This is a genomic window from Campylobacter concisus (assembly GCF_003048445.1).
Lineage (GTDB): Bacteria > Campylobacterota > Campylobacteria > Campylobacterales > Campylobacteraceae > Campylobacter_A > Campylobacter_A concisus_BF.
Window position 1 is genome coordinate 24691 of record NZ_PIQW01000009.1, and the last position, 22280, is coordinate 46970.

Below are 22280 nucleotides of genomic sequence, written 5' to 3' on the forward strand. Positions count from 1 at the left end.
TTACTTTTTAAATTTAGAAATTTCATCAGCAAGGCTGTTTAGATCGCTGTCGCTAACATTTGTTAGCAGTCCCTTCATAAGCGTGTTTTGCACCTTGCCAGCCTTATAATCAGCTAGTTTTTTTAGCAGATCCTCTTTGCTTAGATGAGTGATGTCAGGCGCTACTATGCCTTTGCCATTTGCGCCGTGACATGGTGCGCAAGAGGTTAGGTATTGCTTGCTAACGCCTTCATTTTGCGTCTTAGCCACGCTTAGGCTTAGCTCTTTTACCTTTTTTAGCTCATCTTCGCTGGCAAATTCCTCGCTAGACTTTGACTGCTCTTTTGAAACATTTTGCTCCACTTTTGGCTGAATGCTAGCTTCTGCTTTCTCCTTTTTAGGCGGAGTTTGGCTTAGCATAAACACCATGATGCCACATATCAGCACCGCTAAAATGATCGTTATGATTTTTCCGATTTTCATTGTTTGCTCCTAAACTGCGCATTAAAATCGCTTATCTCTTTGGCTAGTTTTCTAATCTCACTCTCATCCATCTTTTTAACAAGATCACGCATCAGCACATTTACCTTCTCTTTGTTTTTATAAGCGTTTATCATCTTATAAATTTCATCTTCGCTCTTTGTTAGAAGAGATGGTCCGATGATGCCATTTGCATAGTCGTCGTGGCAGGCTGAGCACTTTGTAATGAAGTCCTTGCTAAGTCTGCCCTTTATGAGCCTTAAATTTATAGTCTGAAGCGGGCTTTTTACCATGGCAAGCGCTCCGATCTGGCGGCTTACGTTGTTATCTTCAAGTCCAAATTTAACGCTTTTTTCGCCGTGCATGTCGTATTTTATAAATTCATTTTGCTTATTTGCACTCTCGTTGTTTTCATTTTTTTCGACCTTTATGCTAGCACTCGTGGCTACTTTTGCGCCTTGCTCGCTAACAGCCTCTTGCGCTTTGTCCTCACTCTTTTCACAGCCGACAAATAGCAACGCAGCAGCTACTAAAGGTATTATTACTCTCATTTTTTCTCCTTGTAAATTTCATCATAACTCATCTTTGGGGCGATATTTATGATCTTTGTTGGGCAGACCTCAGCGCAAACGCCACAACCCACGCAGCCATTTTTTATAAGTGGTAAATTTGCCTCGCTCATTGCTATTGCGCTATCGCCAACTGGACAAAGCGTGACGCAAAGATCGCAAATTTGACCGATCTTGCCTTTTATCTTATCTTTTAGCGCCTCTTCTCTGTCGTTATAGGCTTTGCGATCAAGCAGATGCTTAACGCCAGCTTCGCTTAAATTTTCTCTTTTCACGCTCAAACAGGCCGCCGTGTCACTTAAAACTGCAACGCCCATTTTGACATCGCCCACGACCTTTGTGGCGTGATCGAGCGCACCGCTAGGACAGGCTAGCACACATGGGAAAAGGTCGCACAAGTAGCAGCCTCGCTTTTTGGCGTCGATGTGAGCTGAGCCACTTGAGTAGCCATCTTCTATATCAAGTAAGCTTATGCTGTGATAAGGGCAGACTTGCACGCACTGACCGCATTTTACGCAAAGATCATCAAAGTCATCAACAGCACCTGGAGGTCTAAGATAGAGTTTGTCGCCACTACTTTTTGGCAAAAACTTGCCTATGGCGTATCCAGCCACCGCTGCAGCTGAGCCAATTATCATAAAATTTCTTCTATCCACGTTTCGCCTTTAAAGCGTTGAAATTTGAAACATCAAGCGGTTTTATCCTAGGCGAACTATCTTCAAGTAGCTTTATGGGCTCAGAAAATGGAGCTAGTTTAGCTAAGAAATTTAAGACGCTAAAGACGCTTGAGCCATAGAAAAACTGCAAATTTGGATAGTACTGCCAGAGCTGATCGATGTATGAGAGGTGCAAAAATGGCGTGTCACCGTAGCCATCTTTATCTCTATCAAAGCTCTCATACTCATCATAGTAGTTCTTGCTCCACCTATTTAGTAACATCTTTTCGCCTGGAGTGTCGTTTACGACGATGTCCATGTTGCCGATAAAGTCGTTGTTTTCAAAGATACTTGTGCCTTGCGTAGCGTGAAAATAGACGCCAACTACGTTGTGTAAAATTTTATTGCCTATAAAATTTATAGTTGATCCCGGCTGAAACGGCGAGTTATCAAGCAAGATGCCACGCGCGTTATAGACAAGGGTGTTGTTTTCTATCGTAAAGTCAGACACGTCCTTTAGTCCGATGCCGATGCCAAAGGCGCCGTCACTATCCATAACTAGGTTATTTTTTATATTTGAGCTAGCTGAATACATAAAAAACATACCAACAGCGTTGCCGATAAATTCGTTATTTTCAACTAAATTTTGATTCGCATACATGAAGTGAAGCGAGTATCTGCTGCCAACTGCTTTGTTGCTTAGAAATTTATTGTGGCTTGCGTACCATGCGACCATGTCACGGCTGTCGCGGATGTTGTTGTGCTCGATCAAATTTTCATGGCTATACCAAAGTCTCACCGCATCGCCTCTAAAGCCAAGGCTAGCGCCTTTTTTTGAGGTGATGTTGTTTTCAGTGATCTTTGAGCTACTGCACTCTTTAAAGTCAATCCCAAAAAGTACATCGCTTATGTCGTTTTTAGAAATTTCAACGTTATTTGCCTTGTCACAGCCTATGCCAGCGTCAAGCTCGCCAAGGTCGTTGCCACTGCCACTTATCTTTAAATTTTTAAGTGTCACGTTTGAAGCTATGATCTTTATAACACTGCCCTTGCCGTCACCTTTTATGTGGGCATTTTTGCCTTCTCCTATGATGCTAAGAGGCTTAGAAATGATTATATTTCCTTCATAAATGGCATCCCCCAGCTTTATCACATCGCCAGGGCTAGCGTTATTTATCGCATCTTGAAGGACGTTTGCAAAGCCAAAAAGTGGCAAAAAAACAAGGGCAAATTTAGAAAATTTACGCATTTAGCTCTTTTTTCTTTGAAAATACCGCAAGTATGCAAAGCACGCTCATCACCATCATCACCCAAAAGCCGATAGTTGGATAAGAGTGCGTTGTAAAGTGCGCCACGCTACCATCACCTAAGACTGTTGGCATAAATGGCTTGATCTTAAAGGCGCCCCACTCTTGCATATTGTGTCCATACCAGTATAGCCAGCCTACAAATGCGCTCATAAATAGCACAGGTGCGATGATGGTTGGCACCATGAGAAGTGAGTTAAATTTACCGTCATAGTATAAAAACGCAAGCATGCAAAGTGTGGCGATAAGTAGATAATAAGGTGCGATCGCTCGCTCGACATTGCCGCCATGCTCCATAGGATACATACCGATGTAGTGGTTTATCGTATTCATCTCGTGCACGTCGCCACTATATCCATCTACGTGAAAATATACTGGGATGCCATCTGGAAAGGCTGCCTTTGGATAGTTTGGCGCTTCAAGAGATACGTACCAGATAGGGAAAGATGGTGTGCCGATCTCTGCTTTTTGCTCGATCATCTTATGAAGATCACTTGCCACCTCTTTTGGCAAAAGGTGGTTTTTATACTGAAAAGAGCTATAAAGATCGTAGATAGTGTAAGCATAAGATGGTAGCTCGTCGCCATTAGCTATGCGCTCCTTTGCTCCGTGCCAGCCAAGAACTGGCAGAGTAAAACAAACGCTCATGATGATAAGTGCAACAATGGTATAAATTTTATATTTATTCATAATCTCTCCTTTAAATTTTAAAATTTAGCCTAGCAAAAGTTAAATTTTAAAATTTAAAAGGGGCAAAGATGCCCCTTAAAACTACATGCCTGCGTTTTCGTCTATCCATTTTAGATACTGGATGATATTTTTGATCTCTTCATCGCTCATGTGCTGATTTGGCATTCTAAGTTTAAAGAAATCAATCATCGCTTTAACGTAGTCGTCATTATAGAATTTAGCAGGGTCTTTTATAAAGTCTGCTACCCATTTTTCGCCGTTTTCATGTCTTAGCAAGACACCAGTTAGGTCTGGGCCTGAGCTTACTTGACCGATGACGTGGCAGCCATTACATCCGCCTTTTAGATAAGCTTCTTCGCCTTTTGCAGCAGCTGGGCTCATCGGAGTTGCGATCTCTTTAGCTAGGTTGTTTTTAGCTCTTAGACCAACGTCGGCAGTTTTTACCATGTATTGCCATACTTGGTACTCCCAAAGGATAGCGCCATTTACGTCGCCTTTTTTGTAAGCTTCATCAGCTTTAGCTTTTACCTCTTTGATGTGGCCGTATTGATCAAGTGCGTCATCAACCAAAGCTTTTACTTTTGGATATTTCTCATAATGTTTCTCTTTTAGGTATTTAACAACCTCTTGTATAACATCATCAGTTGCTTTGTTAGTTGCGATTACTTTGTCGTACTCAGCTTTTAGAGCCTCTGGACTTAGAGTTTTTAGCTTGCTATTTTTTGCAGATTCATATTTTTTATTTGGATCTTTAACAAGTAAGTAACCCATCATCTCTAGGTGAAGTGCTGAACAAAACTCGGTGCAGTAGTATGGGAAGACGCCTTCCATATCAGCTACGAAATTTACTGAAGCAGTTTTGCCAGGCTCAAGTGAAGCGTGGATGTTGTAAAGGTCGATGCCAAAGCCGTGAGTCTCATCTTGAGCGCGCTCTAGGTTTGTTAGGTGGATAGTTACGTTATCGCCTTTATTTACCTCGATGTGCTCTGGGTTGATGTGGCTTCTGATCATTGTCGCATAGACAGTTACGTTTTTGCCGTTTCTCTCAACTCTTTCTTGACCAGCTAGAGTTGCGTATGGGCTAGCCTCGCCTGTTCTTGAGTTTGTACCCATGTTGTAAGTAAGCGCTGGAGTTAGCTTGCTAGCAGCGATTGAGACAACGTCGTGTGGCTCACCAAGTGGGATAGGCATATCATAGATTAGATCCATTTTTGCGCCAGTGATGTCTATTAACTGGTGGTTTTGTGGATGGAGTGGGCCAACTGGATTGAAGCGATCGATTGAAAGTTTATCAAGAGCGATTGCGTATTTGCCCTTAGGTTTTGCTGATTTGCCTTCCATTGTGTCAAGGTGACCGATGTTGTAGTGAACATTTACTTTATCTAGCACTTTTAAATTTTTGTAGTCCCATTTTACGATTTGGCTATCAACGTAAAGTGAAGTATAAAGTATGCCATCTTGTGAGTCAAATGATGTGTGCAGTGGTCCAAGGCCAAGTTCTACTTGTCCGTGCATTGACTTTTCTCTATCTAAGATAGGTATGCCATATGGGTCAGTGCCAGCGTACTCTTTTTTGTCGATTAGCTCTTTGATCTTTTTAAAGTCATAAACTGATGCGTGAGTATCAAGCTTACCGCCAACGATGATGTATCTGCCATCTGGGCTTACGTCACAACCGTGTGGGCTCTTTGACTCTGGGATCAAAAATAGTGCTCCAGCTTTTACAGCAGCTTCTATCGTAATCACTCTATGACCATTTATAACTTTGTAGTTTTTCTTGTCTTGTGCAAGTTTTTCTAAAATTTGCCAGTTATAAACGTGCAAGAAGTCGGTGTCATTTCTACTAGCACCCGCCTCAAATGGAGGAAGACCTTTTTCGATACCACCTGTATACATCTCAGTGTTTATCGAGTTTGTAAAGCCCCAGCCGTAGCTCTCGCCCTTACCAGCGTCGCTTAGGTCTTGCCAGTATGGAGGAAGTTCAAGTGAGAAAGATGCTTTCTCGTCGATCTTACCTTTTGGATAGTCAAATTTCCAAAATGTCACAGCACCTCTATAAACGGCTTCGTAGTCGTCCATTGAGTGATAGTTATCATCAAGTGGAGCTGCGTACTGGCTAGCTTCGATGACGTACTCGCTGTTTGGAGTGATGAAGCTACCGCCGTGCTCACTCTTCATGATAGGGTTTACGACCATTTGAGTTGTCTCAAAGTCTTTTAAATTTATAACAGCGATCCTTGGGTTTGCCTTGTCGTTGATAAATAGATAATCACCAACATACTCACCATTTTTCTCAGTGAAATTTGGATGGTGTGTATCGCCCCAAGTTATCTCCTTGCCCCTGATGTTGCCTTGTTTTAAAACAGCTTTTGACTCATCGTCATAGCCATATCCTTGCCAAGGCTCTGGGGTGAAAACGCCGATGTATTTGTAAATTCTCATCGACGGAACGCCATAAACTAGCACTTGACCACTTTGCCCGCCAGATGAAAAGACGATGAAATCATCTTTTTTACCGCTTGGCTGGTAAGTCTTAGCAGCTGCAAGGACATCTTTTTCGCTTAGCCCGCGCTCTTTCATGACTTTTTCAAGGTCACTACTAGCAGCACAAGCAGCAGTTAAAGATAGCCCAAGCAGTGCAGCACTTGCGACACAAAATAACTTTTGCATTTACTCTCCTTTTTAAAATGAATTTATCTCTAAACTCTTTGTCTTATTACCTAGATCCACGCCAACAAGCACGTTTTTATCTATAAAAATTTCTTTTATCTCGCCGCTAAAAAGCTCTTTTTTGCTCTTTAGCTTAAAGCTTTTGTCAAATTTATAGATCACTCCGTCCTCGCCAGCTACTAAAACCTCATCTCCCACGCACGCAAGAGCTGAAATTTTAGATCTTAAAATTTGCTTTTTAGCTCCACTTTTAAGATCTAAAATTTCTCCGTTTCTAAAGCCTATGAAAATTTCATCATCGCTAAATTTACAAGCGCTCACTGGCGCAAAGCCAACGTTTTTTTGCTCTTTTACGTTAAGCTTGCTATCAAGCAAAAACGCCTTGCCATTAAAGCTAGTAAAAAATGCTCCCTCACCAAGCGGTAAAAAGCTAGAAATTTTATAAACATTGTTAAAATTCTTTGATATAAATTTTTTAGAACTCTTGTCAAAAATGGCGATCGTTACGACATTTGCCATATCGCAAGCGACGTAAATTTTATCTTTATCTAGCAAGATATTTGAAACCTTACAGCCAACATTTGGCAGAGCAAATAAAAATTCCTTCTCGCTAGCTACCTTTACGATCTCGTTGTTTAAATTTGCAACGTAAAAAGAGCTCTCATCAAAAGCACATCTTTGATCTTTGTAAATTTTCTCCTTTAGCCCTAGGCTTTTTGTCTCGCCATCTTTTACAAAGATGATGTTTTGACTATTTTCATCGACGAAACAGCCCTTACCCTCGGCAAAAAGCGCTATCAAAGATAAGCTAAGACATAGCAGAAATTTCATTATCTAGGTTGCTTTCATCGTAAATTTAAAATTTGTAAAAACTATACAAGCATAACTCTTAAAAGCAAATTAGCGATTAATTTACTTTTTTAAGCATTTAAAGAAAAATATCAATAATTTTTTTTAAATTTTGCCATTTACAATAAATAGACTTTAGAATTTAATGGATAGAAATATACTTTTGATAAAATTTATTATCTATAAAAATTCGTATTTTAGGTATATTCTGCATTAAAATTTAAATTATAAATATTTTTTTAAAAAAATTATTTAAATTAGATAATTATATTAAGAAATGAAAAATCGCTCTTGCGTTTTGAGCGAAGCTTAAATTTTAGATTTTTGATATTTTTTTGCTTAAATTTGCTGATAACTTAAATTTGCTTAAATAGGCTATAATCTGCCAAAAAAGGAGAGATAATGCTAACACATTTAGATGAAAAAGACCGTCCAAAGATGGTCGATGTAAGCCCAAAAGATCCAACTAAAAGAGTAGCAACTGCTAGCGGGATCATCAAAATGAGCAAAGATGCTTTTAAGGCGATCAAAGAAAATACCGGCAAAAAAGGCCCAGTCATCCAAACAGCCGTCGTTGCTGCGATAATGGGCGCTAAAAAGACAAGCGAGCTAATACCTATGTGCCATCCACTGGCCATTTTGGGCGTGGATTGTGACATCGAGGAGCTGCCTGAAATTTGTGCTTTTAAGCTTTACGTGAGCGTCAAGATAGAGGGCAAAACAGGTGTTGAGATGGAGGCGCTAACAGGCGTGAGCGTGGGACTTTTAACCATTTACGACATGGTAAAAGCCATAGATAAGGGCATGCAGATAGACAACATCGTGCTAGAGAGCAAAACAGGAGGAAAAAGTGGCGAGTATATGCGATCTAAATAATAAAAAAGCAAAAATCGACTACCCAACACACTGGGAGTATAAAGTGATATTTGACGCTGGCGTAAATGCCGAAGAGAAGGTAAAGGAGATAGTAAAAGATAGAGAATTTAAGCTAGTTTTTTCAAAATTTAGCAAAGATAAAAAATACGCTAGCTACGACCTAGCTGTGCTAGTTTTAAGTGAAGAAGAGAGGCTGGAGATTTTTTCAGCGCTAAAACACGAAGCAAAATACGTTTTATAAGGCAAAAATATGGATAAACTTGAACAAAATTTACGTGATTATAAAGATAGCGATGGGCTACTAACTAGCATAAAAGCTCTTTGCAACGACTTTTTTAAGGATGTCACAGACAAAGACGAAAACACACTGCCTGATCTTTTGAAGCAAAAGATGAACGAGCTTTACGACAAGATGGACAAAGAGAGCCTAATAAATGCTAAAAACCTAAAAAGCGCTATGGAGGGGATAAACCAAGCTCTAGTTAGCGGCGAAGAGAAGGAGCTTTATGAGCTATTTGATAAAAGAGATGGGATAAATAGAGCGATCGAGGCAAAGCGTGAAGAGATAAAAAATAGGCTAAAAATTTCATTTGAAGCGGCTGAAGAGGTCGTAAAAGATAGAGATTTTGGCGAAAAAGAGGAAATTTTAGAGCTTTTAAATAACGCGATCATTAGAGAAACAAGGATGCTTGGCATCTTAAAAGAGAGCGCTCAAATCGCATTTTTAACGACGCTTGAGGGCGCAAAGGACGTAGAAGAGACCGCTGGCGCGATAGCTAAAAATATGACCTATTCTGCGATAAGAGGTGGGGAGTTTAGCAAAGAGCGAATGTTTGAAATTTCAAAAAATATCATCAGTGCAGCGGGGAATTTAGCAAATGAGGGGCACATCTTTGCAAAAGAGCTCATAAAAGGCGCGATAAATGGTACGAGAGATGGCATTTTAAGAGCTATTGAAAAGCTAAAAGATGAGGCTAAATTTGCTCCAGACGAGCTAAGGCTAAACTCACAGCTTTTAAATTTAAAAAACGTAGATGAAGAGTTTATAGCGCTTCTTAAAGAGCTTGAAAATGAATTTGATGGCGTAGCTAAAAGCGAGATCGAAAGCGTGATAAATAGCGAGCTTGACACAAATCTAGCAAAATTTAAACGCATAAGTGATCAAGCGATAGAGCAGATCAGCTCAAGGCTTGAAGAGCTAAAATCAAACGGCGTTGCAAAGCTTGTGAGCGAGGCGAACAATAAATTTGAAGCTCTAAAGCAAGAGCTAAATGACAAGAGCAAAAAACTAAAGCTAAATTTTGACGCTAATGATAAACTTGAAGGCCTCAAACAAGATATCGCGGAGTTTGAAAAAAAGGCAAACGACAAGCTTGAAGATATCAAACAAATGGATATAAAAACAGAAGCTAAGAAATTTGGCGATAGAGCCTATCAAGCCGCAAAAGACTTTTTAAACGTCATAAAAAAAGATAAAAAAGAGGAGTAAATTTGCCAAGCTTTTTGGCAAATTTATCATTTTGGCTAGGTCTTAGCCTAGCCATTTTACAACTTAAATTTATAAAAATAGATAGAGCAAAAACGCACCCAAGATCAAGCGGTAGATGACAAAAGGTAGCATCCTGATCCTTGAGATGATCCCCATAAATAGCTTCACGCAAATATAAGCACTAACTGCACTTATGATGACGCCAAGGGCTATGTCACTCCAAGGAAGCGCGTTTGGATCTTTTATGAGCTTGATACTCTCTAGGCCGCCAGCTAGGATGATGACTGGGATCGACATCAAAAATGAGAAATTTGCACTGCCTTTGTGGCTAAATCCTAAAAATAAGGCTGCTGTCATCGTTATGCCTGATCTTGAGACGCCAGGGATGAGTGCCACAGCCTGCGCTAAGCCTATGATAAGAGCAAATTTTATGGTCATTTCATATTCACTCTTGTTTGTCGAGCGAAGATCAGCAAAGTAAAGTGCGATGCCAAAGATGATCGTAGTAACAGCGATCACAACGCCACTTCTTGCGTACTCTTCGATCACATTGTTAAACAAAAGTCCAAAAATCCCCACTGGGATAGTGGCAAATCCAACGCACCAGACAAGCAGGCTATCGCCTACCATCTTTCTTTGCGCGATCGAGGCAAAAAAGTCGCGAAGTAGCTTAAAAATCGTATCTTTAAAATAAAAAAGTATCGCGCTTAGCGTACCAACATGCACTGCCACGTCAAAAGCAAGCCCTTGATCTGGCCAGCCAAGTAGCTTTGGCACCAAGATGAGATGAGCCGAGCTAGATATCGGCAAAAACTCGCTTATGCCTTGCACCAAGGCCAAAACGATAACGTGAGAAATTTCCATAAAATGCCTTTTTTGATTGTAGATTGCAGTTGGGGATTTTACTCCCCAAAGTTAAATTTTATATAAGTTCGCTAGAAAAATTTGCAAGCTTTTGCGGAGTAAATCCGAAGTGATCAAATAGCTCGTTCGCCTTGCCGCTGGCGCCAAAGCTGTTCATGCCATAAACTGCGTCGGCAAATTTATACCACTCATAGCCAGTTGCAGCCTCAACTGCAATGATCGTTGTGTTTTTATCTAAAATTCTAGCCACATACTCAGCTGGCTGCTCGCAAAGCAGGTCAAAACAAGGCGCTGATACGATATTTGCGCCGATACCTTGCTCAGCTAGAAGTGCGGCTGCTTTTACACAGAGTGAGACTTCGCTGCCGCTTGCTATAAATGTGATTTTTGCATCTTTTGCCGAGCTTAGCAGATATGCGCCATTACCAACCTCGCCAAATTCGCCTTTTGCAAGTGGGTCAAGCCCTTGGCGACTAAGCACAAATGCACTTGGAGCGTTTAAATTTAGAGCCGCGTGCCAGCTAGCTGCGTTTTCGTTGCCATCAGCTGGGCGGAAAGTGTAGAAATTTGGCATCGCTCTAAATGTGCTAAGTTGCTCGATAGGCTGGTGTGTCGGACCATCTTCGCCAACGCCGATGCTATCGTGTGTGAAGACAAAAAAGTGCTTGATGCCCATTAGCGCTGCTATCCTTGCACTTGGCTTTAGATAGTCGCTGAAGATGAAAAATGTCGCTGAAAATGGCAAGAAAAGACCGTATCTGGCGATGCCGTTGTTGATAGCTGCCATGGCATGCTCTCTGATGCCGTAGTGGATATTTTTGCCATTTGGGAAGTCACCCATGCCCTTTAGCTCGGTCTTGTTTGAAGGAGCAAGATCTGCGCTACCGCCGATAAAGCCAGGGAGTTTTTTAGCTATCTCATTTAAGATAACGTGGTTTGTATCTCTTGTAGCTAGCTTTTTGTCGCTAAAATCTGGAAATTCGATCTTGCTAAAGTCTGGATTAAGAAGTGAGTTTAATAAATTTTTGCCCTCAATGCTTAGTGCCTCGACCTTTTTGTTCCACATAGCCTCTTCAAGATCGCCCTTTTCTACTGCGCCTCTAAATCTTAAAAGCACGTCCTCGTCGATGGCAAATTTCTTCTCAGGGTCAAAGCCAGCTGCAGCCTTTGCCTTTTTTATGATCTCCTCGCCAAGCGGTGCGCCGTGGCTGTGGTGGCTGCCCTCAAGCTCCATTGCGCCGCGTGCTATGTGCGTGTTTGCGATGATGAGATATGGCGACTCTTTCTCGCTAGCTTGCTCAAGCGCAAATTCGATCTGGTTGAAGTCATGTCCGTCTATGCGTGCGACCTCCCAGCCCTGCGCCTCAAACCTAGCCTTGACGTCCTCGCTAAATGCTATCGCTGTGTCGCCCTCGATCGTGATGTTGTTTGAGTCATAGATGAGCACAAGGTTGTCTAGTCTTAAATTTCCTGCGATTGAACATGCCTCGTAGCTTATGCCCTCTTCAAGGTCGCCGTCGCCGCAAAGGCAGTAAATTTTATGATCGATTATTTTATTATCTGGCTCATTCAGCACGTTTGCAGCGTATTTTTCTGCCATGGCTAGACCAACTGCATTTGCTACGCCTTGACCAAGCGGGCCAGTAGCCATCTCAACGCCTGGAGTGTGAATTTCTGGGTGTCCTGGGGTGTTTGAGCCAAGTTGGCGAAAATTTTTGAGCTCATCTAGGCTTAGGTCGTAGCCGCTTAGGTGCAAAAAGCTATAAACCAAGCTTGATGCGTGACCACCGCTAAAAACTAGCCTATCTCTGTTTAGCCATTTTGGATTTTTAGGGTTGTGTTTTAAAAAGTTGCTTAAAACCACCATGATATCGGCTAGGCCCATAGGAGCACCTGGGTGTCCGCTGTTAGCGTTTTGCACCATATCAGCGCACAAAAATCTTATAGTATCGGCTTGTTTTTTTAGCATATGATCTCCTTTTATTGCGTCAGATTATACAAAAAAGTGATTAAAACTTGCCTTGCGTTTTTGCCCAAAATGTCTAAAAAGTGATATAAATTTACGAAATTTACGCACTATCTTAGATGCTTGTCTGCAAGCTCTAAGATCATCTTTGCGATATTTGTATCTACCTGTTTTAGTGCCTCTTTTATCTCGCAAATAAGCTCATCTTTTTTCTTTTTTGCGCCAGATAGGCCTAGTAAATTTGTAAATGAGTTTTTAGCTAGGTCGTTATGCACGGGCTTTCCAGCGGCCGCTTCGTCGCTTGTAAGATCGATGATATCATCTTGTATCTGAAAAGCAAGCCCAAGCTTTAGTCCGATATCATAAATTTTCTCGCACTCTATTTCGTTTAAATTTACTATCACAGCGCCCATTTTTAGGCTTGCAGCGATGAGCTTTGCGGTTTTATGGATGTGTAAAAAGACTAGCTCATCAAGGCTTAGCATCTTGCTAGAGAGGCCAAATTTAGCCTTTGCTCTTTTGATGTCCTCTTTGTTTGTATTTTCAAAAAAACAATCCAGCGCCTGGCCTAGCACCATGCCGCTAACGCCAGCATTTTCGCTTAAAATTTCAACACATTTTATACGTGTGTCAGCTGGCAACTCAGCGCGTGAAATTTCATAAAAAGCATGCGTATTTAGCGCATCTCCTGCAAGTATCGCAGTTGTCTCGTCGTAGGTTACGTGAAGCGTTGGTGTGCCGCGCCTTAGGCTTGCATTATCCATAGACGGCAGATCATCGTGGATGAGCGAGTATGTATGCATCATCTCAAGCCCCAAAGCCACTCTCATCGCCTTTTGCGTGAGGCTTTTATCGACATTTTCGACCACACCTAGAAGCAAAAGCGCCCTAAAGTGCTTGCCTCCAGCCTTTAGCATAACGCCAAGCGCCTCCTCGTAGTAAGGATGAAAGCTAGGCGCCTTTGGCAAATTTGCATTTAGAAATTTTACGAAGTCCTCAAGTAGGCTCATTTTGGCACTCTTGCAAAGAACTGAAAGTCGTTTCTAGTAAATAAAAGCACGAAATTTTGCAGATCGCTGATCTTTTCTAAAAGCTCCTCGCGGCTATTCACACTCTCTTTGTTGTAGCCTAAAATTTTATCGCCGATCTTGATGCCAAAAATTTCAGCATTTGACTTTGGCTCAACCTTTGTAACTACTAAATTTTTATCAACCGTGATACCATAATCCACCAAAACTTTATCATCAAGCAAGCTCTCAGGCGACTTTGGCATGACGTTTAAATTTGGCAGATCAAGGCTTGAAGGGGCGTCAATGTCGAGGCTTTGGTTAAATTTCACATCTCCGCTTACTGGCACTTGAAAGAGTAGCTCTTGCCTATCACGCTTCACGATGATATCCAGTTTTGCGCCCTTTGGAGCAAAAAGCACCATCTCATTTAGCTCTCTTAGGCTCTTTAGTTTGATGCCATTTACACTAACAAGCTCATCATCTACCATCATCATCTTGCCGCGGCCCAGTGGATCAACAAGACCCACAAAAAATTTATCCTCTTTTTGCAAGAATTTCACGCCGATATCGCCGTAATATACGTCATCGTAAGATACAAAGTGCTTTAGATAGCGGTTTGGTATAAATTTATCAGCTCCAACAGCTATGCCTATCATCTTACAACAAGGCGTGTTTATCTCGCCAGTCGCGTTATACTCGAAGCTTAGCGTGTCAAAGTCGCCTAAATTTTGCCCCAAAGACTTGATGTGACCCATGACGGTGTTGTTAGAGTCGTTTAAGATGCCAACCCAAGTGCTCTTTTTTATGCGCTCCTCGTTGGTCTCATCAGCCATCACGACAGGGCTTAGCTCCTTGCTAGAGCGCACTAAGAAAAGCTGCAAATATGGGTCAAATTTGACATATTCGCCAAGCGGAGCTCCCTCGCTTTTTGGCACTGCGATCAAATTTTTCGTGATAGCCACGCCAAAGTGTTTATTTACCGAGACGATTGAGTTTTTGTTCTTTTCAAAGCAGGCGTTAAAGTCCTCTTGCGTAGGCCTAGGATCGGCGTTTAGGCAAAGCGCTGATAGCAAAAAAGCAAGGGCAAATTTATATTTTAGTCTCATTTTATCCCCATCGAAGCAAGGCCGCCAAGCATCCTTGAAGCGGTGTTTTTCTTATCAGCCTCAACTGATTTTAGCACGTCATTTACGGCACTTATTAGCAAAATTTGCATGCTCTCTTTATCTTCAAGCAAGCTATCATCTATGCTGATATCAAGTATTTCGCCGCTGCCGTTTGCTCTCACGCTCACTAGTCCGCCGCCGCTTTTTGCGCCAAATTCTTTATTTTTGCTCTCTTCTTCCATCTGCTTGGCCTGTCTTTGCACATCCTCAAGCATCTGCCCCATCTTTGAAAAGTCAAATCCCTCAAACATCGACTACTCCTTTATGATCTCGTTTTTGTTATTTACATGCACGATGGTTGGCTTAAATTTCTTAGCCTTTTTAAATTTCATACTAGCATAAGCCACGATGATGACCACGTCGCCAACGCAGACCTTTCTAGCAGCTGCGCCGTTTAGGCAAATTTCGCCTTTTTTGCCCTTGATCACGTATGTGGCAAATCTCTCGCCGTTATTTATGTCTAAAATTTCAACCTTTTGATTTTCTATCAAATTTGCAGCCTTTATAAGCTCCTCGCCGATGCTGATCGAGCCAACATAGTTTAAATTTGCGTCTGTTACGACGGCTCTGTGGATCTTACTAGCTAAAATTTCTATATTCATTTTTACCTCTTTAAAAGCTCTTTTACTACTTCTTTGTCGCTAAATGGGTGCTTGACGCCCTTTATCTCCTGATATGGCTCGTCGCCTTTGCCAAGTATGACAAGCGCCCAGCCAGGCTCAAGCTTGCTAATAGCCAGTGCGATCGCCTCTTTGCGGTTGGCATTTCGTATCAAATTTTCATTTTGGCTCATGCCAGCGCAAATTTCATCGATTATGCTCTCTGGCTCTTCGCTTCTTGGATTGTCACTTGTGACTATGCAAATTCTTGCGTATTTTTGGGCTATCGCTCCCATTTTAGGGCGCTTTGTCCTATCTCTGTCACCGCCTGCGCCAAAGACTGCGATCAAATTTAGATGTCTAAGCGAGTTTAGCACCTTTTCTATGCCATCTGGCGTATGAGCAAAATCCACGATGACTAACGGATCGGTGCTAACGACCTCCATCCTGCCGCTCACACCTTTAAATTTGCTTATCGCCTTTGAAAGTGCGGCCGCTTCTGGGCGCTCTAGCAGGCAAACGGCGCCAAGTGCTGCGATTAGGTTGTAAAGATTAAACTCGCCTTGAAGGCTTGAGTCTATCTCCACATCGCCATTTGGCGTCTTGATAACTGCGTCTATGCCGTCCTTTAGCCCATAAACTATCGGCGCAAAGCTAGCTGGCTTTTTGAGCGCGTATGTGTAGGCGTTTTTTGGGTTAAATTTAACTCCGCCATCGTCAATGTTTATGAGCTTTACGCTCTCATCGTCAAAAAAGCTTGATTTTACCCTAGCATACTCCTCCATGCTCTTGTGGTAGTCTAGATGGTCTTGAGTTAGGTTTGTAAAAATTTTAAGGGCAAATTTTAAGCTCTCTATGCGCTTTTGAGCGATCGCGTGCGAGCTAACCTCCATCACGAAGTACTCACAGCCCTGCTCGCTGGCTACTTTTAAGTATGAGAGCGTCTTTAAAATGGCACTTGTCGTAAGCGCCTTGTCATCTATCTGCTCGCCCTCTATAAATGCCCCTCTGGTGCCACTTAGGCCGCATTTTTTGCCTAAATTTCGCAGGGTTTCGTAGATAGCCGCAGCCGTTGTGGTCTTGCCATTTGTCCCTGTAATGCCAACTATTTTTAAATTTTCGTCTATTTTTAAAAGCTTTTTGCACTCTTCAAGGGTGATTATCTTAGCGCCCTTTTTTACCGCGTGTTCTACAAATTTCGCATTTGCAGTAGTTTGCACAAAGTATGCACCCTGCTCGCACTCGTTTGAGTCATCTGTTATGAAGCTATTTTCTACTGATATTTTCATCGTTTTGTCTTTTTTGTATCTCTTTAAAAAGCTGATCTATACGCTCGTCGCCGCCAAACATCACCGCCGCACTCTCAAGGTAGTTCATGCTCATATCGATGAAGTCATTTTTTATCAAATTTCCTAAAAACTCCAAAAAATCGTCTTTGTTTGAGATCATCACTTTGGTTGAGAACATGATGTTTTCAAAGACCTTTTTAAAGCTGCCATCCTTATAAACAGCCCTTTTAAAGTCCTCGTAGCTGATCGCATCTTGCTCTTCAAAGTACTCGCTCTCCTCGTCTCTGGACTCTAAAATTTTTAAAATTTCCTCCACGCCCTCGTCGTCCTCGCCAGCTCTTACTTTCGCCATGTAGTAGTCAAACAAGAGTTTTGCCTCTTCGGCATTTTCCTCGCCAAGAGAGCAAATTTGTATCAAAAATAGTAAATTTTTCTCCTGCGTCTTTTCGTAGGCTAGTGAAAAGTAAAAGATCGCATCTTTAAATTTAGAGCGTTTGAAATATTTTATGCCTATTTTTTTATAATCTATCAATGTCAAATTCCTCGCCTATTGGGACATTTATGACCTCAAGCTCTGGATGAATGTCGATGCGAAGCTGCCTTTCGATGCCGTATTTTAGCGTGGTTGTGCTAGCTGCGCATCCGTGACAATGCCCTGTGAGCCTTACGTAAATTTTGCCGTTTTTTATGCCAAGTAGCTCCATGCCGCCGCCGTCATTTTCAAGCATCGGTAGCACCTTTTGCAAACTCGCAGTCACTGGTTTTAAAAGCTCTTCATCACTAAATGGGATCATATTTTTTCCTTAAATTTTTTAGCTATTATAGCAGATAAAGTGCAAACAAACGTTTTCTAGGCTTTTGCTGGGGGCGTTTTGGCTTTAAATTTTGGTGGTTTTTTGTGAGAAAAAAGGGCAAATTTGCCCTTTAAATTTAGTTTAGTAGAAGTGATTTTATATCGATTTTATGCTCTATCATCTTGCTCTCAAGCATAAATTCTTGCGTAGCTTCAAGAGCTTTTATATCATCAGCCGTGATCTTTGAGCTAAAGTCGTACTGAGGATACATGCTCTTTACCGCCTCTATGCTAAGTCCAGTCTCTTCAGCTGTAAATTTAAGCGCCTCATCCTCGTTTGCTTTGATGTAGTCTAAAATTTCGTCCTGAGCCTTTTTAAATTTCTCAACTACATCTTTGTGCTTTTTATAAAACTCTCCGCTTGTTGCCGTGACGATGACCGGAGTGATGACGCCTTTGCCAGTTGTCACTACATTTAGGCCTGATTTTTGAGCGTTGTAGGCCGCTGGTCCTGCAAGAAGCGCTGCATCGACGCTGCCGTTTTCAACTGCGGCTTGCGCAGCTGGGATACCCATAGAGATGAACTCTACGTCATTTATACTAAGTCCGCCAAGCGCTAGGTATCTCACCAAAAGCTCGTTTAGGATAGTGCCTTTTGGGCCTGCTACTTTTTTGCCTTTTAGATCTTTTGGCGACTTGATGTTTTTGTCTTTTGAAAATATGACAAAGGCTTCAGGTGCCCTTGAATAAGCGCTTATGATCTTTATATCAGCCTTATTTGCAGCTGCTAGTATGACAGAAGTGCCGCCCACGCAGTTTAGAAACTGGAGCGAATTTGAAGCCAGAGCTTGCGTTTGCTTCGCACCTGAGGTGATCTCAGAGTACTCAACCGGCACGCCAAAAGACTTCGCGTAAAAGCCTTTAAATTTATCGACGATCGAAGGGACGTTTAGCGGCGATTTGACATAGGTCATGCCGATCTTATCTAAGCCCTCGCTTGCGTTTGCGACTAGACAAAACAAAGAGGCCGCACACAAAACCTTAAAAAACTTTCTCATACTTACTCCTTTTAAAAATTTCCAAGATTATATAATCTTTTGCTTCATTTTGGTTTTAATTATCATTTTATTTGCCTAAATTTCACTCAAAATTTTGCGTTTTATCGCTATTAGCTCCTCACTTAGCAGATCTCTTGGTCTTGCTAAATTTGATAGATCGTAGTTTGACTTTATCCCGCCCTTTTCAAGCAAGATGATCTCATCAGCCAAAAATAGCGCCTCATCGATGTTGTGAGTGACAAAAAGGATGGTTTTGCCAGCTTGTATTTTTAAAATTTCAGCCTGCATGCTAGCTCTAGTAAAGGCATCAAGTGCGGCAAACGGCTCATCCATAAGGATCAAATTTGCCTCGTACGCAAGCACCCTAGCAAGCGAAACACGCGAGCTCATACCGCCAGAGAGCTGCGAAACTGCGGCAAATTTAAAGTCACTAAGCCCTATCATAGATATCAAACCATCGATCTTTTTAGCCTCGATCTCCTGCTTTTTAAGCGCAAATACGATATTTTCATAGACATTTAAAAACGGCATAAGACGGGGCTCTTGAAAGACGAAGCCGATCTTTGCTTGCTCTTTAAATTTTATCTCGCCAAAACTTACGCTCTCAAGGCCTGCTATAAGGCGTAAAAGCGTAGTTTTGCCACAACCGCTTCTACCAAGTATGACGGTGATCTTATCTTTTTTTATGCTTAAATTTAGCTCTCTTAAAACGTCGATCCGCTTTTCGCCTATAAAAAAATGCTTGGATAAATTTGAAATTTCTATCATTTTTCACCTCGCAAAAGGCTAAATTTCGCTATCAAAAGCAAAAAGAGCCTATCTATAAGCACGCCGCAAATGCCGATCGTAAAAATGCCTACAAATATCCTATCCGCGCGTGAAAGCTCCTCTGCGTCAAGGATTAAGTAGCCTAGCCCGCTTGAAGCCGCTATCATCTCAGCTCCGATGATCGCGCGCATGGCGTAGCCAAAGCCTATGCGCATGCCAACAAAGATATCTTTTAGTGCGCTTTTTAAGATGATCTTGTAAAAAATTTCAAATTTGCTAAAGCCAAAAATTTTGCCAACCTCGATAAGCTTTATATCACAGCTCGTTAGCCCCTTTTGGATACTTAAAAACATCGGGAAAAACGAAGCTAGGATGATGATGATGATCTTTGGCGTCTCGTTTATACCAAACCAAAGCACCAAAATGGCGATCAAACTAAGCGGCGGGATGTTTCTAAAAAACTCCAGTATCCACTCGTAATAAACGCTGATCTTTGGCAAAAGTGCCGCTATACCGCCAAGCACGAGCGCTAGGGCAAACGAGAGAGCATATCCTGCAAATATGCGCTTAAAGCTGATGATAGTATGCGTGGCTAGCTCGCCGCTTAGGCTCATGCTATACATCGTCTTAAAGGTCGCAATGGGGCTTGGCAAGATATACGGCGTGAAAATTTCTAGCTCGCAGACGACCTGCCAGATGGCAAAGATCGCTATGATCAAAATGCTCTTTTTAAAAATCTCCCTCACAGCCCATCTCCGTTGTGACAGCCGTTTTCGCAGTATAAAAGCTCGATGATCTGGTAGTTTTTAAGCTCGCTAAATTTATATGAAAGGGCGTTTTCTATCTTCTCTTTACTGCTAAGGCTTAGGGTTTTTACGCCCAAATTTGTAAAAAATCCCGGCGGTACCGGACTTTGCTCGATACTACGCATCTTTAAATTTATAGCGTTTTGCTCCCTAAAGCTTTTCCACGTCAAAAATGTGGTTCGCGCTAAATTTAGCCCCATGCCAAGCTCTGCCAAGTCCTCACAGGGCGTCGTCACGTAAAGCCACTCGTCCTCTTTTAGCTTTGCGCTAAGCTCAAGCGCGCTTTCTATTAAAATGGGGTTTAAATTTGAGATGAGATCGGCTTGCTCTTTGAAATTTGCCCTGATGAAATTTACAGCCCTCGGACAGCGACTATCGTAAATAAGCTCACTTTGCGCAAGAGCGTTTTTGTATGCGTTTTTTACGCTTTTAACGTGGTCTTTTTCGCACTCTACTACGCTAAAACCTTTGTTTTGCAAAATTTCTTTAAGCGCTGCAAAGTCGTAGATGTTTTTTACAACAGGATTTAACCAAACCACTTTTTTCATGAGAGCTCCTGTCAAATTTAAAAGTAAAATGTAATAATTAAAATCAAAATTGTATCACTTGAAAGTAAAAAGATGGCTTTGGAGGTTAAATTTATAAGAAAACAGCTAGGCTTTTACGTCTAAATTTCGCTTTTTCTGGCTTTTCTCCATTAGCTTTAGTATATCTATGCCATTTTTTTCAAGGCGCATTAGTTCCTTAAGATAGGCAAATTTCTCATCTTTATTGATGTCGTAGGTCGCTAGTTTCTCACTTCGGCCGATCACCGAGGCATAGACCTTGTTGCCGTCAAGCTTGTCCGTGTTTTGCACATTGTAAAGCGAGAGCACGCCCTCTATCACCTCTTTAAATTTCGCGCCGCTCTTCATGCCAGCCTTCATCAGCATTAAAAATCTATGCCTGCTCTCATCGTCAGTGAAATTTATACTTTGCATTGTCTCGTATTCGATCGGTGGCTTGTTTGTGCTAGTTAGCATTGAGATAGCCTTCTTGCCTATCGTAATGCTCTCCACGCCGACCCTCTCGCCAAGATATTGCCTCAGCGCATAGTCCAGCCACCTATCTTTAAATTCTTCTACGCTCATGTCCTTATCAAGTATCTCAAAGCCCTCCACGTGGCTCTTGTATCTAAGTCCGAGCAAGGTGCCGCTATCATCTTTTGACGTGTACTCTTTCGCGAAGAGATCGACGTTTGTTGGATAGTATCCGATGATCGATTCGTAAAGCCTTCCAAAGCCAAGCGCCTCGGTCTGATTGACGAAGCTTTTAAGCTCGTTTATCTCATCTTGGCTCATTTGCTTGTCGTATCCCATGAGTTTGCCCCAGATGCTTATCTTGCCATTAGCGGCTATGCCTGTGAGTGAGTTATCTCTAGCAAATTTTAGCGGCTCATCATCTTTGCTAAATTTGCTCTCGCTAGCGCTACCTAAATTTATCTGATTGGTGTTTTTGGCTAATTTTTGAGATGATAAATTTAAGGAAATTTCGTCTGTGCTAGGCTTACTACGGCTAGCGCTTTGCTCTCTAATGTTTTGAAAGCCGCTATATAAATTTACATTAGCTCCATTTACGCCACCTATCATCTCAAGTCCTTTGTAAGATAGTTAAAACAAATATCGTCTTTTTAAAATAATGTTTGATACAAAAGCATATTTAAAAATTTATGGAGCATTTTGCTTTTAAAATTAGGCTGTTTGAAGCTGGCTAAATTTTAGATATTTTATTATTTTGCTATTTTTTGAAATTTACCTGCGCCATTTTTTATTGCATTTATCCAATATGTTAGCTTTGACTGTAAATAGTATATTTGCCAAAGTATTTAAATTTAGACCATCTCTGCCCTCGTAGCCACATTAGTCCAAGCCTTCTGGAACCTATAAAAGTGAGAGTTTCTCAGCTTTTTGGATTGTAAATTTGAAATTTGTTTTTTGAATAATTTAAATTTGAGATAGTTTGTCTGGATGATTTGCCTTGCTTTTGCATCATAAATAAACTTCGCAAATTAGCTTATAAATTTGACCCAGAACCACTCAAAATAGAAATAACCTGCCTAAAGCAAATATCACAAAAAATCAACGAAGTAAAATTTAAAAACTACTGGATCTAAATTTAGAAATTTATGGTGTTAGCTTTGAAATTTAATAGATAAGTTGAGCTAGAAATTTAAAACCTCATTTTGGAAGTTTTTGGCATAAATTAAAAAGCGTCTGCTTGCATTTTTGTGCTTTAAAAACGCTATAAATTTACTTACACTAACTATTTTAACCTATAGCATCAGCTCATCTAAAAGCCACGAAATAAAATTTATAATGCTCCGACTTGTAAATTTGCCACAGTCCAAGATGGATAAA

General features: G+C 41.4%; 24 protein-coding genes. 3 read left to right on the top strand and 21 right to left on the bottom strand.

What is annotated here, in order from left to right; translation table 11 throughout:
* The 7 genes from CVT14_RS06500 to CVT14_RS06530 form a co-directional block, all read right to left on the bottom strand.
* Entirely contained in the window at positions 1-462 is a 462-nt protein-coding gene (locus CVT14_RS06500; protein ID WP_021089249.1) for a c-type cytochrome, read from the bottom strand.
* Positions 459-1010 carry a c-type cytochrome gene (locus tag CVT14_RS06505; protein WP_107849971.1) on the bottom strand — a complete coding sequence of 184 codons (552 nt, stop codon included), beginning with the start codon at positions 1008-1010 and terminating at the stop codon, positions 459-461. Before CVT14_RS06505 ends, CVT14_RS06500 begins: the two co-directional genes overlap by 4 nt.
* The gene (locus CVT14_RS06510; protein ID WP_107849972.1) at positions 1007-1684 is read right to left on the bottom strand and encodes a 4Fe-4S dicluster domain-containing protein; all 678 of its coding nucleotides are present in this window, start codon (positions 1682-1684) and stop codon (positions 1007-1009) included. Before CVT14_RS06510 ends, CVT14_RS06505 begins: the two co-directional genes overlap by 4 nt.
* Positions 1677-2933: a nitrous oxide reductase family maturation protein NosD gene (locus tag CVT14_RS06515; protein ID WP_107849973.1), complete on the bottom strand. Its 1257-nt coding sequence runs from the start codon at positions 2931-2933 to the stop codon at positions 1677-1679. The genes CVT14_RS06510 and CVT14_RS06515 overlap by 8 nt, the downstream gene beginning before the upstream one ends.
* Positions 2926-3681: a hypothetical protein gene (locus tag CVT14_RS06520; protein WP_021089269.1), complete on the bottom strand. Its 756-nt coding sequence runs from the start codon at positions 3679-3681 to the stop codon at positions 2926-2928. Before CVT14_RS06520 ends, CVT14_RS06515 begins: the two co-directional genes overlap by 8 nt.
* A gap of 81 nt (positions 3682-3762) precedes the next feature.
* A complete protein-coding gene (gene nosZ, locus CVT14_RS06525) occupies positions 3763-6351 on the bottom strand; it encodes a Sec-dependent nitrous-oxide reductase (RefSeq protein WP_103610910.1) in 2589 nt (862 codons plus the stop codon).
* Positions 6352-6363: 12 nt separating this feature from the next.
* Positions 6364-7182, bottom strand: a complete 819-nt coding sequence (locus CVT14_RS06530; RefSeq protein ID WP_107849974.1) for an ATP-dependent protease — start codon at positions 7180-7182, stop codon at positions 6364-6366.
* A 417-nt stretch (positions 7183-7599) separates the two neighbouring features.
* On the opposite strand from CVT14_RS06530, the gene moaC reads away from it, so the two are divergent.
* From moaC to CVT14_RS06545, 3 genes are read left to right on the top strand one after another with little or no spacing between them, the layout of a single operon-like run.
* Entirely contained in the window at positions 7600-8076 is a 477-nt protein-coding gene (gene moaC, locus CVT14_RS06535; RefSeq protein ID WP_180996194.1) for a cyclic pyranopterin monophosphate synthase MoaC, read from the top strand.
* On the top strand, positions 8051-8317 hold the full coding sequence (locus CVT14_RS06540) for a DUF493 domain-containing protein (RefSeq protein ID WP_103651616.1): 267 nt from the start codon (positions 8051-8053) through the stop codon (positions 8315-8317). Before moaC ends, CVT14_RS06540 begins: the two co-directional genes overlap by 26 nt.
* Before the next feature lie 9 nt (positions 8318-8326).
* Positions 8327-9565, top strand: a complete 1239-nt coding sequence (locus tag CVT14_RS06545; protein WP_107849975.1) for a hypothetical protein — start codon at positions 8327-8329, stop codon at positions 9563-9565.
* Between the two features lie 69 nt (positions 9566-9634).
* Here CVT14_RS06545 and CVT14_RS06550 read toward each other — a convergent pair whose 3' ends face one another.
* The 14 genes from CVT14_RS06550 to CVT14_RS06615 form a co-directional block, all read right to left on the bottom strand.
* On the bottom strand, positions 9635-10429 hold the full coding sequence (locus CVT14_RS06550; protein ID WP_103557804.1) for an undecaprenyl-diphosphate phosphatase: 795 nt from the start codon (positions 10427-10429) through the stop codon (positions 9635-9637).
* Between the two features lie 58 nt (positions 10430-10487).
* Positions 10488-12398: a transketolase gene (gene tkt, locus CVT14_RS06555; protein ID WP_107849976.1), complete on the bottom strand. Its 1911-nt coding sequence runs from the start codon at positions 12396-12398 to the stop codon at positions 10488-10490.
* A 107-nt stretch (positions 12399-12505) separates the two neighbouring features.
* Positions 12506-13405, bottom strand: coding sequence for a polyprenyl synthetase family protein (locus CVT14_RS06560; RefSeq protein WP_107849977.1), 900 nt, complete (start codon positions 13403-13405; stop codon positions 12506-12508).
* Positions 13402-14511, bottom strand: coding sequence for a PDZ domain-containing protein (locus CVT14_RS06565; RefSeq protein ID WP_107849978.1), 1110 nt, complete (start codon positions 14509-14511; stop codon positions 13402-13404). Before CVT14_RS06565 ends, CVT14_RS06560 begins: the two co-directional genes overlap by 4 nt.
* The gene (locus CVT14_RS06570) at positions 14508-14822 is read right to left on the bottom strand and encodes a YbaB/EbfC family nucleoid-associated protein (protein ID WP_021091096.1); all 315 of its coding nucleotides are present in this window, start codon (positions 14820-14822) and stop codon (positions 14508-14510) included. The genes CVT14_RS06565 and CVT14_RS06570 overlap by 4 nt, the downstream gene beginning before the upstream one ends.
* Before the next feature lie 3 nt (positions 14823-14825).
* Entirely contained in the window at positions 14826-15173 is a 348-nt protein-coding gene (panD, locus tag CVT14_RS06575) for an aspartate 1-decarboxylase (RefSeq protein WP_012140546.1), read from the bottom strand.
* Positions 15174-15175: 2 nt separating this feature from the next.
* Positions 15176-16459, bottom strand: a complete 1284-nt coding sequence (locus CVT14_RS06580; RefSeq protein ID WP_107849979.1) for a UDP-N-acetylmuramoyl-L-alanyl-D-glutamate--2,6-diaminopimelate ligase — start codon at positions 16457-16459, stop codon at positions 15176-15178.
* Positions 16437-16991, bottom strand: coding sequence for a hypothetical protein (locus tag CVT14_RS06585; protein ID WP_009295268.1), 555 nt, complete (start codon positions 16989-16991; stop codon positions 16437-16439). The genes CVT14_RS06580 and CVT14_RS06585 overlap by 23 nt, the downstream gene beginning before the upstream one ends.
* Positions 16978-17253 (bottom strand): NifU family protein, encoded by a 276-nt coding sequence (locus CVT14_RS06590; protein ID WP_009295267.1) that lies wholly within the window; start codon positions 17251-17253, stop codon positions 16978-16980. Before CVT14_RS06590 ends, CVT14_RS06585 begins: the two co-directional genes overlap by 14 nt.
* 136 nt (positions 17254-17389) lie before the next feature.
* A complete protein-coding gene (locus CVT14_RS06595) occupies positions 17390-18310 on the bottom strand; it encodes an ABC transporter substrate-binding protein (protein WP_107849980.1) in 921 nt (306 codons plus the stop codon).
* 75 nt (positions 18311-18385) lie between these two features.
* A complete protein-coding gene (locus CVT14_RS06600) occupies positions 18386-19078 on the bottom strand; it encodes an ABC transporter ATP-binding protein (protein ID WP_107849981.1) in 693 nt (230 codons plus the stop codon).
* Positions 19075-19824, bottom strand: coding sequence for an ABC transporter permease (locus CVT14_RS06605; protein ID WP_021089229.1), 750 nt, complete (start codon positions 19822-19824; stop codon positions 19075-19077). Before CVT14_RS06605 ends, CVT14_RS06600 begins: the two co-directional genes overlap by 4 nt.
* Positions 19821-20432 carry a hypothetical protein gene (locus tag CVT14_RS06610; protein ID WP_021089266.1) on the bottom strand — a complete coding sequence of 204 codons (612 nt, stop codon included), beginning with the start codon at positions 20430-20432 and terminating at the stop codon, positions 19821-19823. The genes CVT14_RS06605 and CVT14_RS06610 overlap by 4 nt, the downstream gene beginning before the upstream one ends.
* 105 nt (positions 20433-20537) lie before the next feature.
* Entirely contained in the window at positions 20538-21512 is a 975-nt protein-coding gene (locus tag CVT14_RS06615) for a hypothetical protein (RefSeq protein ID WP_107849982.1), read from the bottom strand.
* Between the last annotated feature and the right edge of the window lie 768 nt (positions 21513-22280).